Genomic DNA, 12,718 nt, shown 5'->3' on the forward strand with positions numbered 1-12,718 from the left:
GTGGCGGGGGCTAACTCAGGAGATCCGGCGGCACGGTCGCGATCGGACGCCATCCGCCGCGGAAACAGTGGCCCCGGGGACGGCCTTGGTCGGGATCTCCTGAGTTAGCCCCAGATTGGAGTCGGGAGGTGGAGTCGGGAGTTGTAGGGGGATCGGGAGTCGGGAGCGGGTCGGAGCGCAGAACGCGACCCGGCAGTCAGGGCGCTCGCTACTGCTCGTCTTCGTGGAGCTGGATCAGGTTGCCGCAGGTGTCGTCGAAGATGACGGAGGTGCCGTAGGCATCCGTGCTGGGGGCGCCGGCGAACTGAACGCCCAGGGTGCGGAGTCGCTCGTACTCGGCCTGCACATCCGGTGTGCCGAACACGATGGCCGGCAGCCCGAGGCTGCGGATGCCCTGAGCGTACTTCTGGTAGACCTTGTTGTCGCTCGGCTCGAGGAGGAGGCCGACCCCGTCGGGGTCTTCCGGGGACTTCACGATGTACAGCTGGTGCTCCGGCATGGATATCAGCTTCTCGAATCCGAGCACGGACGTGTAGAAGTCGAACGCGGCGGACGGATCGTTCACGTGGACGCTGCACATCTTGATTCGCATGGCCGGAGCGTATCAGTTTGCGGCCCGTGGCCGCCGGGCCGTGACGCCTCGCGACGGCACGCCCGGCTGCGGGGAAACCCAGCGACGGTGCGGTGCCCGCGGAGAAACGCGGGCCACCGCGGCCTCGCCTACGCCGCGCCGGCCGCGGAAGCCGCGTGCGTCAGCCGCGCCAGCAGTTCCAGGTAACGGGCCGCGGTCTGCCCGATGATCTCCGCCGGAAGTGCCGGCGGTGTGCCGGTCAGGTCCCAGTTGGCCGCGAGCCAGTCGCGAACGATCTGCTTGTCGAAACTGGCCATCCGTTGTTCCGGGGTCGTGCCGGACTGCCAGAGCGAGGCGTCCCAATAGCGGCTCGAGTCGCTGGTGAGCACCTCGTCGGCGAGCGTGATGGCGCCCGTGAGGCGGTCGGCGCCGAACTCGAATTTCGTGTCGGCCAGGATGACCCCGGCTTTCTCGGCGATCGCCGAGGCGTGGCCGAAGATCTCCAGCGACAGGCGGCGCAGCTCGTCGGCAACGGAGGCCCCGACCAGCTCCACCGTGCGCTCGAACGAGATGTTCTCATCGTGCTCGCCCATCGGGGCCTTCCACGCCGGGGTGAAGATGGGTTCGGGCAGGCGGTCGCCGTTCTGCAAGCCGGCAGGCAGTTGGATGCCGCACACCGTCTGGGTGGACTGGTATTCCTTCCAGCCCGATCCGGTCAGGTACCCGCGCACGACGCATTCGATCGGGAACATGTCGAGGGTCTTGCAGAGCATGGCGCGCCCGGCAACGGCGGACGGGAGCAGGCTGGTCACAGCCCCGTTGACGGTGTGGTCCGGCACGAGGTGGTTGGGGAAGCCCACGAGCTGGTCGAACCACCAGAGGCTGAGAGTGGTGAGCAGTTCGCCCTTGCCCGGGATGCCGGGCTCGAGAACGTGGTCGAACGCGCTGACGCGGTCGCTGGCGACCACGAGCACGCGTGCGGCGGTCGCGAGGTCGGCCGCGGCATCCGGAACATAGAGGTCGCGCACCTTGCCCGAGTAGGCGTGACGCCATCCCGGCAGGTCGGGCAGAGCGGATGCGGCGGGCTGGTCTAGTGCGGTCACGGCTATATTCTTGCGCACCGGCCGGTGCCCGCGCCAACGCGGTGCCGGTGTGGGCTCGTGCCGGGCTCGTGCCGCCCGCGGCGTGCCGCGCTTCCGCGCCGAGGATCCCAGGGGGAGGGGCTAACTCAGGAGATCTGCGCTGCCGGTGTCATCCGGCCTGGTGTTCTCGGGTGTTCTCAGCGCTCGCCGAATGGATCTCCTGAGTTGGCCACGGAAACGGCGGGCGGCGACAGCTCAGCCGGGCCAGTGAGACGAGGGTTCGGCGGGCTCGGCGGGCGACGCCGGCGACGCGGGCTCAGCGGGCGACACCGGCGACGCGGGCTCAGCGGGCGACAGCGGCGACGCGGGCCGCGATGTCGGTGCGGAACTGGCAACCCTCAAGCGTGATCAGGGTGAGCGCCTCGTAGGCGCGGGCGCGGGCATCCGCAAAGCCGTCGCCGACCGCGACGACGCTGAGCACGCGTCCGCCGGTGGACACGAGGGTGTCGTCGACGACGGCCGTCGCCGCATGCGCAATACTGACGCCGGGCACAGCGGATGCCGCGGCCAGGCCGGTGAGAGCGCGTCCGGTGACCGGCGCATCTGGATAGTTCTCGCTCGCGAGCACGACCGTGACGCAGGCGTCAGCCGAGAATACCGGGCGGGCCAGGCCGCCAAGGCCGCCGGTGGAGGCCGCGAGCAGCAGACCCGACAGTGGCGTGACCAGGCGCGGTAGAACCACCTGGGTCTCCGGGTCGCCGAATCGGGCGTTGAATTCGATCACCCGGATGCCCTCGGTCGTGAGAATGAGGCCGCAGTAGAGCAGACCGATGAAGGGGGTGTCCTCGGCGGCGAGCTTGCGCACCGTGGGCAACGCGATCGTTTCGATGACCTCGTCTACGAAAGTCTGTTCACTGCCGAATTCGGCGTCGAGCCAGGGCAGCGGCGAATAGGCGCCCATGCCGCCGGTGTTCGGGCCTAGGTCACCGTCGCCGAGGCGTTTGTAGTCCTGGGCGGGGGAGAGCGGCAGCACGCTGTGGCCGTCGCTGAGCAGGAAGAGGGAGACCTCCTGCCCGTCCAGGAATTCTTCGATCAGCACGCTGCCGTGCTGAAGCCAGTAGGTGGCGTGGTTGATCGCGGCCGTACGGTCCACGGTGACGAGCACGCCCTTGCCGGCGGCGAGGCCGTCGGCCTTCACCACGTAGGGCGCCCCGAACTCGTCGAGTGCGGACGTGGCTTCGGCGAGCGACCCGGCGCGTTCAGCGCGTCCGGTGGGCACGCCCGCGGCGTCCATGATGCGTTTGGCGAAGGTTTTGCTGCCTTCGAGGGCGGCTGCGGCCCGGTCCGGACCGAATACCGGGATGCCCCGGGTGCGCAGCGCATCGGCGACCCCGGCGACGAGCGGCGCCTCCGGCCCCACCACGACGAGCTCGATGCCGTTGAGGTTCGCGTAGTTCGTGACCTGCTCGGGGTCGGCCGGGTCGAGCGGAATCACCGGCACATCCCGGGCGATGCCGGCATTGCCTGGCGCCGCCACGATGTCGTGGCGCGGCTCCTCGCGGAGCAGCGCGGTGATGATGGCGTGCTCGCGGGCACCGGAACCGAGGACCAGAATCTTCACCCCGTCAGATTAGCGGATGCCGCGTAGCCCCGCGCGGGCGGCGGACAGCGGGCATTGGCGCAAGAGCGCTGCGCCCGTGCTGCGCTGATACGCGCATGGTGTGCCAGGCGCGCAGCGGCGCAGCATGCGCGCGAGGTGGGCTGGCGGCGCAAGGAGCGGCCGGCACGGACCGCAGACAGGAGGCAGACTGGTGGCGTGGCACGAGCGAGGATTGACGACGGCGTGGGGCGCGCGGCGGTGCGCGAATACGCGGCGCAGCAGGGTGAGGCGAGCCGGGACATCCGTGCCCTGGCGGTTCGGTACACGCTGCAGCTGCTCGCCGAGAAGGCCACCGGCAACACACTCGAGGTTCGCGTGCCGCCGTTCGGGGCCGTGCAATGCATCGCCGGTCCGCGCCACACCCGCGGCACACCGCCGAACGTCATTGAGACGGATGCTCCCACCTGGCTCGCCCTCGCCATCGGAACGCTCTCGTGGGCTGATGGCATCGCATCCGGTCGCATCGCCGCCTCCGGCCAGCGCGCCGACCTGGTCGGGCACCTACCGCTTCTCTGACGCCTCCCACCTCCGTCTCGGACGCGACTCCCCCTTTTCTCCCTCGTTAGTTTTCCCCGTCGTTGTGGTTCGGTGGCAGCATCATCCGATCACAACATTTAGCGACTAAACTAATTCTCATGACAGTGATTGCTTTGTTCGGTGCGACCGGTAAGACCGGTCATCGCGTGCTGACGCGAGCTCTTGCCGCGGGATGCGAGGTGCGGGCTCTGGTGCGTGATCCGGCCAAGCTCGTCACCACGTCGCCGGCTCTGACGGTTATTCGCGGTGACGTGTTGGACGCGGATGCCGTGGATCAGGCGGTGGCGGGGTCAGACGCCGTGCTCAGCCTGTTCGGGCAGGTCAAGGGGTCGCCGCCGACCCTGCAGACCGAGGGCAACCAGCTCATCGTGGACGCGATGGGGCGGCACGAAGTAAAGCGGATCGTCACCCTGTCGGGCGGCGGGCTAACCGCTCCACTGGACCGGCCCGGGCCCGCAGACCGCGTCATCAGGTTCTTGCTGAAGACCCTGTCCGGGCATGTTCTCGCCGACGCGGAGCAGCACCTTCGGGTGCTCGAGGCGTCCGGGTTGGAGTGGACGGTCGTTCGTGGTCCGCGGTTGACCGAGAAGCCGGGTGCTGGAACTTACCGGGTGGGATGGGTGGGCGTTGACGCGAGCACCCAGATCAGTCGAGATGATCTCGCGGACTTCATCCTCACCCAGGTGGAGGATCGCACCTTCATCGGGCAGATGCCGTTTATCAGCGCATGACACAATCGGCGCGCCTGCTCACCTCGCACCGGTCCAGGCAGATGGGGGAGGTCCTGGCGGCGGTCGTTCGTCTGTCGCGGTCGATCGCGAGCCCGCGATCGACTCCGTTCGGTAGCACGGTCCTCACACGCACCCAGCTGGATGTCCTCTTCGTCCTCGCTCACGCGCAGGACTCTGTCACTCCGGGCCGGCTTGCCGCACTGTTGCACGTCACACCGGGGGCCATCACTCAACTCGTCGACCAATTGCGCGAGCATGACCTGGTCGAGCAGTTCGCATCCGACCAGGACGGACGGGTGCGGCTCCTCAGGCTCACCGGATTCGCGCGTTCCCAGGTCGAGGCGTTCGAAACTCTCGCGATAGAACGCTCCGCACCATGGTTCGACACGCTGACCGATGACGCACTGACCGAGCTCGCTGGACTGCTCGCACAGGTCAAGGGATCCTGAGGGGTGCGGTCATTGTGACAGGCGCGACCGGGTCGCTCGGCTCTGCCGTGGTGGATCGTCCACCGGCCGCCGCGGTGATCGCCGAACACTGAACCTCCGTGTCCGCGGAAGTCCACCGCGCCACCCTGACGCGCCGCCGCGGCTGCCGCACGACGAGGTCGATGTTCGCGCTCCCGCGTACCGCAATCTCATTCATCCGGGCAGGCTGGCATCCGCCGGGCAGAGCCAACACACAGCCGCAGGACCGACCAGGCGTGCGAGAATGAAAGCGTGATCTCAGACCAACAGCCCGAGCAGGAGTCCGATTCCGGCACCGTTGAGAGTGCCGGCGAATCGATCGTCGACAAGTCCACCGTCACCGTGCGGCGCTCGCCCCGCTTCTTCAACTTCATGCTCCTCGGCGCCCTGATCGGTGCGATCGCGGCCCTGGTTCTCACGGTCGTGTTTCCCGAGAACGCCGAGTTCGGGGCTACCCAGGTCTTCGGATTCCTGTTGCTCGCGTTCCTCACGCTGGGCGTCGCCCTGGGTGCCGTCGTCGCCATCATCATCGACCGTGTCATCTCCCGCCGCGGGAAGACGGTCGTCGTCGATAGAATGGCAGCTGTCGGTCCGAGCGATTCCGAGTCTCCGGATGCCGTATCCGACTCGTCGAATTCTGATCGGGGCTAGCTCAACCCGCCCGTCCCAACAACACGGCTCACCGGACCGAAGCGGAGAAGCTCCCGGTTACCCCACAACTCTCAGCACACACTTCCCCGAGCACTGATAGTAGAAGAGGCACCGATTTGGCTGGCGGCGACGGACTTTTAGGCCATGATCTACTCCCCGGAGAGAAGGGGCCGCAGGATGCCTGCGGCGTTTTCGGCGTCTGGGCTCCCGGTGAGGAGGTGGCTAAGCTCAGCTATTTCGGCCTCTATGCCCTGCAGCACCGGGGCCAGGAGTCGGCCGGGATCGCCACGAGTGACGGCTCGAAGATCCTGATCTACAAGGACATGGGCCTGGTCTCCCAGGTCTTCAACGAGGCCGCGCTGAGCACACTGATCGGCCACATCGCCGTCGGGCACACCCGCTACTCGACCACCGGATCGTCCAGCTGGCAGAACGCCCAGCCCACCCTGGGCCGAACCTCGGGCGGCACGGTCGCCCTCGGCCACAACGGCAACCTCACCAACACGGCCGAGCTCCTGCAGCTCGTGCACGAACGCTACCCGAAGGTGGAGGGCGAGCTCGCCCGCGGCAACACCACCGACACCGCAGTGATCACCGCCCTCTTCACCGGCGATCTCGACCACACCCTCGAAGCCACGGCGCTCGAGGTTCTGCCGCGTCTGCGCGGCGCTTTCAGCCTCGTCTTCATGGACGAGACCACCCTCTACGCCGCCCGCGACCCGCAGGGGGTGCGCCCGCTGGTGCTCGGCCGCCTCGAGCGTGGCTGGGTGGTCGCATCCGAAACCGCCGCCCTCGACATCGTGGGCGCCAGCTTCGTGCGCGAGGTCGAGCCGGGCGAGCTCATCACCATCGACGAAGACGGCCTGCGTACGCAGCGCTTCGCCGAAGCGAAGCCCGCCGGCTGCGTGTTCGAGTACGTCTACCTGGCCCGGCCCGACACCACCATCGCCGGCCGCGGCGTGCACGAGGCGCGGGTCGAGATGGGCCGTCGCCTCGCCCAGGAGTACCCCGTCGAGGCCGACCTCGTCATCCCGACCCCCGAGTCCGGCACGCCGGCCGCGATCGGGTACGCGCAGGCATCCGGAATTCCGTTCGGCCAGGGTCTGGTGAAGAACTCCTACGTGGGGCGCACCTTCATCCAGCCGTCGGAGACCATCCGCCAGCGGGGAATCAAGCTCAAGCTCAACCCGCTCAAGGCCGTGATCAAGGGCAAACGGCTGATCGTCGTCGACGACTCGATCGTGCGCGGCAACACCCAGCGTGCCCTGGTCAGCATGCTACGGGAGGCCGGTGCGGCCGAGGTGCACGTGCGCATCTCGAGCCCGCCGATCACCTGGCCCTGCTTCTACGGCATCGACTTCGCCTCCCGCGCGGAACTGATCGCGACCGGCCTCGGCGTCGACGAGGTGCGCCAGGCCATCGGCGCCGACTCGCTCGGGTATCTCTCACCGGAGGGCATGATCGCCGCGACCGAGCAGCCGCCCGAACGCCTATGCACGGCCTGCTTCACCGGGGTCTATCCGATCCCGCTGCCCGACTCAGCACACCTGGGCAAGAACCTGTTGGAACGTCCGGCCGCCGCCTCGAACGGATGTGACCCAGGCCCCGACTCGGAATTCGAGCCTCTGCTTGCCCCCACCTCACTGCGCCAGGAAGCACTGCGCGAAGAATCCTTGGTCACACAGGGTAAGCCCCCGATCGGCGACCCAGGAAGACAAGAATGAGCAACGCATCCTATGCGGCGGCCGGAGTGGACACCACGGCCGGCGACCTCGCCGTCTCCCTGATGAAGGAGGCCGTGTCGAACACGCACGGTCCCGAGGTGCTCGGCGGGTTCGGCGGTTTTGCCGGCCTCTACGACGTCTCCTTCCTCACCGGCTACACGCGCCCGCTGCTGGCCACGTCAACGGATGGCGTCGGCACCAAGGTTGCGATCGCCCAGGCCATCGACAAGCACGACACGATCGGCCAGGACCTTGTGGGCATGGTCGTCGACGACATCATCGTCGTCGGGGCCCGCCCGCTCTTCATGACCGACTACATTGCGTGCGGCAAGGTCGTCCCCGAGCGGATCGCGGACATCGTCGCGGGCATCGCCCGCGCCTGCGCCGCCACCGGCACCGCACTCGTCGGCGGCGAGACCGCCGAACACCCCGGCCTCCTCGGCGTTGACGACTACGACGTGGCCGGCGCCGCCACCGGCGTGGTGGAAGCCGACCAGGTGCTCGGCGCGGAGAAGGTCCGCCACGGTGACGTCGTCGTGGCGCTGGCCTCTTCGGGCCTGCACTCCAACGGCTACTCGCTCGTGCGGCACATCCTCGCCAACCGCGGCATCGGCTACACCGACACGTCCGCCGATTTCGGAGGCGTGGTCGGCGAGGTCCTGCTCGAGCCGACGCGGCTCTACACCGGGCCGCTGCTCGGCGTGATCTCCGACCCGGAGCTCGCCGGCGTCGTGCACTCGCTCAGCCACGTCACCGGCGGCGGCATCGCGGCGAACCTCGCTCGCGTGCTCCCGCTCGGCGCCTGGGTGGAGGTCGACCGGTCCACCTGGTCGCCGTCCCCGGTCTTCCGGGTGCTCAGCGAACTCGCCGGCTCCTCGCTCGAGAGCGCGGAGGGCACCTGGAACCTGGGTGTCGGCATGTTCGCCGTCGTCGCGGCCGAATCGGCGTCATCCGTCATCGCGCGCCTCGCCACCGAGGGAGTGCCGGCCTGGGTGGCCGGCCGTGTCTCGACCGCCCCGCACGACCTCGCGGGCTTTGAGCAGGGTGCCAAGGGCGTGAACGGCGGCGCCGTGCGCCTGGTCGGCGGCTACGCGCTCTAGCCAGGCCGCCCGGCGGGGCGGCCCGTCGGGCGCCCCGCCCGGCGCCCCGTGCGCGTAAATGGCCGCCATCGGTGAAACGATGGCGGCCATTTGCGCGCACCCGCTGAGGCACGGGGCCGCGGAGGAGCAAAGCTCGGCGAGCCGAGCCGAGATGAGCCGAGCGTCAGGCGCGCTTCTGCTCGTCTTCGGTGGCGTAATGGTCGACGTATTGGTCGGCGGCTTCGGCTTCGGCTTCGTCGTCGGTGTCTGCGTCTTTGCCGGCCTCGTACTCCGGCCACTTCGCCAGGTCCTCATCGAGGCGCGGGTCGTTGGCCGGATGCCCGGTGAGCTCGCGCTCAAGCGCGTTGTAGTTGGTGTCCGGGCTGAAGTACTTCAGCTCGCGGGCAACCTTGGTGTGCTTTGCTTTTTGACGGCCGCGCCCCATGCGAGACCCCCTAACGATGCCAGGCCGGGTGAGAGGAACGTCTCCCGGGAGTTGCCGAATATGGTGAAAACTAGCCGTCAGTTTAGCATGGCGGGCCGAACGGGCCGAGGATGCAAATCCTGAGCAGCGGTTCGCCGAGCACGTTCACAATCAGCGTTCCTTCACTGTACCTCAGCGGGAGAGGAGGTAGCCCGCACCACAGACCAGGAACCCGAGCAGGAGAGTGCCGATCAGGTTGACAATGCCAGCTCGCCGACGCCCGGTGAGCGTCAGTTCGACGGTCTCGACGCTCCAGGTGCTGAACGTGGTCAGGCCGCCGCAGACCCCGGTCAACAGGATCAGCTGCACGTCGGCGGACACCGCGGCACGCTCGGAGAGACCGAGCACCACGCCGCCGATCAACGATCCGGCCACGTTCACGATCAACACGCCGAGCGGCAGCCGCCCGGGGCCGACGGGGAGGGCACGCGAGACGAAGTAACGGATGACCGCCGCCGCGCCACCGGTGACGAGTACGCCGAGGACCAGCCAGGTGCTCACAGAGTGCTCCCGGCATCCGGAATGTCCGGCAACACGCGGTGTCGAAGCTGCGCCCCCAGCTGCAGGCCGAGGGCCGCGGCCCCGAACCCCATCAGCAGAGTGGCCGCCAGGTAGATCCAGCCGAGAGTCGGGAATCCGGCCGCGCCGAGCGCGACCAGGGACACCATGACGGCGGAGTAGGTCGTGAACGACCCGAGCACCCCCGTGCCGAGGGCGGCCTTGACCCAGGCCGACAGGCCCGGGCGGGTCCACAGGCCGGCCACCAGCCAGCCGAGGATGAACGCGCCGATCGTGTTGGCGATCAGCGTGCTCGCCGGGAAGTCGGTGTCGGCGTGCGGGAGAGCCTGATCGATGCCGAGTCGAAGGCCCGTGCCGACCATGCCGCCGAGAAAGACGCCGGGAGCAAGGCGCATCCGTTACTTCCTCTTGCGGCGCCGCGCGGCGGACGGCCGGGAATTCGGCGGAACCGTGCCGACGACCGGCGTGGGTCGGATCGGGATGTCCTTGGTCGCCGGAGCGAGCGGGCGGCGCGGGATCGGTCGGGGGCGCACGGGCTCGCCGCGGCGGTCCTGGCCGGGCACGGGCCGGGAGCGCCGGCCGTAGATGAGCTCGGAGGAGTCGAGCAGCCACGGCACCAGGGCAATGGTGACGCCGTGCACGAGCATGAGTTTCTGGCGCAGCCGCCGGGCCTTGTGGTTGTGCAGCAGACCCTCCCACCAGTGGCCCACGATGTAGATCGGGGTGTACACGGTGACGACCTCGGAGCCGTGGTCCTCGCGCCGATCCTTGATGTAGCTGATCAGAGGCCAGCTGATATCCCGGTAGGGCGACTGTACGATGCGCAACGGCACCTGGATATTCTGCTGCACCCAGGCGCGCTTGAGCGCCTTGGTCTCGTCGACGTCGACGGAGATGTGTACGGCCTCGATGCTCTCGTGGCGGGCCGCGATCGCGTAGTCCAACGCCTTGAGAACGGGCTTCTGCATCTTGCCGACCAGCACGATCGCGTGGTCGCCCGACGAGCCGAAGATGGTGTCGGCATCCACTTCGATTTCCTTGGCGACGTCGCGGTAGTACCGGTTGACGCCGAGCATGAGGGTGAACAGCACAGGCATCAAAACGAAGACGAGCCAGGCGCCGTGGGTGAACTTGGTGATGGTGACCACTATCAGCACCACGCCGGTGAGCAGCGCGCCGAAGCCGTTGATCGAGAGGCTGGCGATGATGGATGCCCGGTTCGGCGGGTTCGTCTTCAGCAGGGTCAGCCAGTGCCGCACCATGCCCGTCTGCCCGAGTGTGAAGGAGACGAAGACGCCGATGATGTAGAGCTGGATCAGCACGGTCAGGTTGGCCTGGTAGATGACCAGGATGATGCAGGCGAAGAGGGCCAGCAGCAGCACACCGTTGGAGTAGATCAGGCGGTCGCCGCGGGTGCTGAGCGATTTCGGGGCGTAGGAGTCTTTGGCGAGTACCGAGCCGAGCAGCGGGAAGCCGTTGAACGCCGTGTTGGCGGCCAGCAGCAGCACCGCCGCGGTCGCGGCCTGCAGCACGAAGAACATGATCGAGTTGTTGCCGAAGGTGGCCGCCGCGATCTGGGCGATCAGGCTGCGCTGCGGGGAAGTCGCACACTCCTCCCAGCCGATCAGGTCGCAGGGATTCTCCGCGTAGTGCACCTTCGAGAACAGGGCGAGCGCGGTCAGGCCGATGAAGAGCGTGATGGCGATGCCGCCCATGAGCACCAGCGTGCGCTGGGCGTTCTTGACCTTCGGATGCTTGAACGCGGGCACCCCGTTGGCGATCGCCTCGACGCCGGTGAGCGCGCTGCACCCACTCGCGAAGGAGCGCAGCAGCAGCAGGATGAACGCCGACTGGGCCAGGCTCTGGGCCTCTACGTCGTAGTTCGCCGACTCGGCCATCGGGGTATCGCCGAGGGCGACCCGGGCGAGGCCCACGACGACCATCAGCAGCACGCTGGCGATGAACAGGTAGGTGGGGATGGCGAAAGCCTTGCTCGACTCGTGCACGCCGCGCAGGTTGACCGCCGCGAGCAGGATCACGAAGAAGACCGCGAACTCCACCCGGAACGGCGCCAGGCCCGGCAGTGCGGAGATGATGTTGTCCACGCCGCTGGCCACCGACACGACCACGGTCATCACGTAGTCGACGAGCAGGGCGGACGCGACGACGAGGCCGGCCTTCTCTCCGAGGTTCTTGTGCGCGACCTCGTAGTCGCCGCCGCCGGACGGGTAGGCCTTGATCAGCTGGCGGTACGACGCGACGACCACGACGAGCAGTAGCACGACGCACGCCGCGACCCAGGGCGCGAAGCTGAGAAAGGCCAGCCCGCCGAGCGTCAGGATCATCAGGAGCTCTTGCGGCGCATACGCGACGCTCGACAGCGGGTCGCTCGCGAAGATGGGGAGGGCGAGGTGCTTGGGCAGCAACTGGCCGTCGAGCTTTTCGGTCGAGAGCGGGTCGCCGATGATCCACCTTTTCGGTGAACGTGTTTCTGGTGCCTGGGGGGTTCCCTCTGGTGTCACGAGGGACGACACTACTCCCTTGGATTCCTCTGTCAAATCCAGGGGAGTCGGCCGCCGTGCGGGCGTGTCGGGTGCGCCCGGTCTGCCCGATCTGCGGCGCCCTGATGTCCCTGCACGCGATCGACCGTTCGGGGGGATGCACCGACCGCGCCACCCCACCGCCGAGGAGATCGCGGCCCGTCCCGTCTGACCCGGTTGCGACGGTGACACACAGAACACCCGCGCAGCTGGCGAGGGTGTTCTGTGTGCGGGGTGCTGTTGCACCGCTCCGGGCTAGTGGCCGCGCTGCCGGTGCAGGGCGGCGAGGATGTCCGCGCGCACCTCGACCAGGCGAGCCCGAAGTTCCGGCACGAGCGTGGTCGGCACGCCGGACCGTGTGGCAGCCTGGCGCAGGTCCGCGCGCAGCTGCTGACGGAACTCGTTCAGCACCAGGTCGGCCTCATGCAGCGCCCGGTTGGACTCGAGACGCGGGTCGGGCGTCGAGGCGGCGTTGGATCCCGAATCGCCTTCGACGGTTCCGGCGCGGGCACCTGTTCCGTCGAATGTGGTTCCCGATGTGCTGCCGCTCGCTGCCGATTCCGCTGGGCCGGTCTGCCATCCCGCCCCGGCCGAGGCTGAAGCCGCGGCTGATGCGGCTGCCGCACCGGCTCGGGCCCCGGCCGCGGCGCCGGCTGCCGCGCCGGCGGCGGCC

Annotated in this window: 13 protein-coding genes and 1 pseudogene; 6 read left to right on the forward strand and 8 right to left on the reverse strand. The window is 68.4% G+C overall.

Annotated elements, in window-relative coordinates; genetic code table 11:
- Positions 1-208: 208 nt before the first annotated feature.
- From E3O28_RS14225 to purD, 3 genes are all read right to left on the reverse strand, one after another.
- Entirely contained in the window at positions 209-592 is a 384-nt protein-coding gene (locus E3O28_RS14225) for a VOC family protein (protein ID WP_134401841.1), read from the reverse strand.
- 128 nt (positions 593-720) lie between these two features.
- The gene (locus E3O28_RS14230) at positions 721-1,641 is read right to left on the reverse strand and encodes a phosphoribosylaminoimidazolesuccinocarboxamide synthase (RefSeq protein WP_134342005.1); all 921 of its coding nucleotides are present in this window, start codon (positions 1,639-1,641) and stop codon (positions 721-723) included.
- 355 nt (positions 1,642-1,996) lie between these two features.
- Positions 1,997-3,274 (reverse strand): phosphoribosylamine--glycine ligase, encoded by a 1,278-nt coding sequence (purD, locus tag E3O28_RS14240; RefSeq protein WP_134416563.1) that lies wholly within the window; start codon positions 3,272-3,274, stop codon positions 1,997-1,999.
- A 195-nt stretch (positions 3,275-3,469) separates the two neighbouring features.
- On the opposite strand from purD, the gene E3O28_RS14245 reads away from it, so the two are divergent.
- The 6 genes from E3O28_RS14245 (at position 3,470) to purM (ending at position 8,523) form a co-directional block, all read left to right on the forward strand.
- The gene (locus E3O28_RS14245; RefSeq protein ID WP_134372374.1) at positions 3,470-3,829 is read left to right on the forward strand and encodes a sterol carrier family protein; all 360 of its coding nucleotides are present in this window, start codon (positions 3,470-3,472) and stop codon (positions 3,827-3,829) included.
- A gap of 119 nt (positions 3,830-3,948) precedes the next feature.
- A complete protein-coding gene (locus E3O28_RS14250; RefSeq protein WP_134416565.1) occupies positions 3,949-4,581 on the forward strand; it encodes an SDR family oxidoreductase in 633 nt (210 codons plus the stop codon).
- Entirely contained in the window at positions 4,578-5,030 is a 453-nt protein-coding gene (locus tag E3O28_RS14255; RefSeq protein ID WP_104099461.1) for a MarR family transcriptional regulator, read from the forward strand. Before E3O28_RS14250 ends, E3O28_RS14255 begins: the two co-directional genes overlap by 4 nt.
- A 270-nt stretch (positions 5,031-5,300) precedes the next feature.
- Positions 5,301-5,699: a hypothetical protein gene (locus E3O28_RS16565; protein ID WP_174721915.1), complete on the forward strand. Its 399-nt coding sequence runs from the start codon at positions 5,301-5,303 to the stop codon at positions 5,697-5,699.
- 116 nt (positions 5,700-5,815) lie between these two features.
- Complete coding sequence (gene purF, locus E3O28_RS14265; RefSeq protein WP_104099462.1) at positions 5,816-7,423, forward strand: amidophosphoribosyltransferase; 1,608 nt, start codon at positions 5,816-5,818, stop codon at positions 7,421-7,423.
- Positions 7,420-8,523, forward strand: coding sequence for a phosphoribosylformylglycinamidine cyclo-ligase (gene purM / locus E3O28_RS14270; protein ID WP_104099463.1), 1,104 nt, complete (start codon positions 7,420-7,422; stop codon positions 8,521-8,523). Before purF ends, purM begins: the two co-directional genes overlap by 4 nt.
- A 163-nt stretch (positions 8,524-8,686) precedes the next feature.
- Here purM and E3O28_RS14275 read toward each other — a convergent pair whose 3' ends face one another.
- The 5 genes and pseudogenes from E3O28_RS14275 to E3O28_RS16460 all read right to left on the reverse strand — a co-directional run.
- Positions 8,687-8,947, reverse strand: a complete 261-nt coding sequence (locus E3O28_RS14275) for a DUF3073 domain-containing protein (RefSeq protein WP_134401839.1) — start codon at positions 8,945-8,947, stop codon at positions 8,687-8,689.
- A gap of 171 nt (positions 8,948-9,118) precedes the next feature.
- A complete protein-coding gene (gene crcB / locus E3O28_RS16455) occupies positions 9,119-9,487 on the reverse strand; it encodes a fluoride efflux transporter CrcB (RefSeq protein WP_166784841.1) in 369 nt (122 codons plus the stop codon).
- Positions 9,484-9,900 carry a CrcB family protein gene (locus E3O28_RS14285; RefSeq protein WP_134401837.1) on the reverse strand — a complete coding sequence of 139 codons (417 nt, stop codon included), beginning with the start codon at positions 9,898-9,900 and terminating at the stop codon, positions 9,484-9,486. Before E3O28_RS14285 ends, crcB begins: the two co-directional genes overlap by 4 nt.
- A 3-nt stretch (positions 9,901-9,903) precedes the next feature.
- Complete coding sequence (locus E3O28_RS14290; protein WP_104099145.1) at positions 9,904-12,027, reverse strand: APC family permease; 2,124 nt, start codon at positions 12,025-12,027, stop codon at positions 9,904-9,906.
- A 273-nt stretch (positions 12,028-12,300) separates the two neighbouring features.
- Positions 12,301-12,718 (reverse strand): annotated as a pseudogene (locus tag E3O28_RS16460) (hypothetical protein); the annotation flags it as partial.

The sequence above is a fragment of the Cryobacterium sp. TMT2-14 genome (assembly GCF_004402465.1).
In the GTDB taxonomy this organism is placed as follows: Bacteria; Actinomycetota; Actinomycetes; order Actinomycetales; family Microbacteriaceae; genus Cryobacterium; species Cryobacterium sandaracinum.

What these genes read in the sequence shown, in the direction of transcription:
- E3O28_RS14225 (WP_134401841.1), bottom strand. Translation starts at nt 592, where the DNA reads ATGCGAATCAAGATGTGCAGCGTCCACGTGAACGATCCGTCCGCCGCG.
- E3O28_RS14250 (WP_134416565.1), top strand. Translation starts at nt 3,949, where the DNA reads ATGACAGTGATTGCTTTGTTCGGTGCGACCGGTAAGACCGGTCATCGC.
- E3O28_RS14255 (WP_104099461.1), top strand. Translation starts at nt 4,578, where the DNA reads ATGACACAATCGGCGCGCCTGCTCACCTCGCACCGGTCCAGGCAGATG.
- purM (WP_104099463.1), top strand. Translation starts at nt 7,420, where the DNA reads ATGAGCAACGCATCCTATGCGGCGGCCGGAGTGGACACCACGGCCGGC.
- E3O28_RS14275 (WP_134401839.1), bottom strand. Translation starts at nt 8,947, where the DNA reads ATGGGGCGCGGCCGTCAAAAAGCAAAGCACACCAAGGTTGCCCGCGAG.
- E3O28_RS14285 (WP_134401837.1), bottom strand. Translation starts at nt 9,900, where the DNA reads ATGCGCCTTGCTCCCGGCGTCTTTCTCGGCGGCATGGTCGGCACGGGC.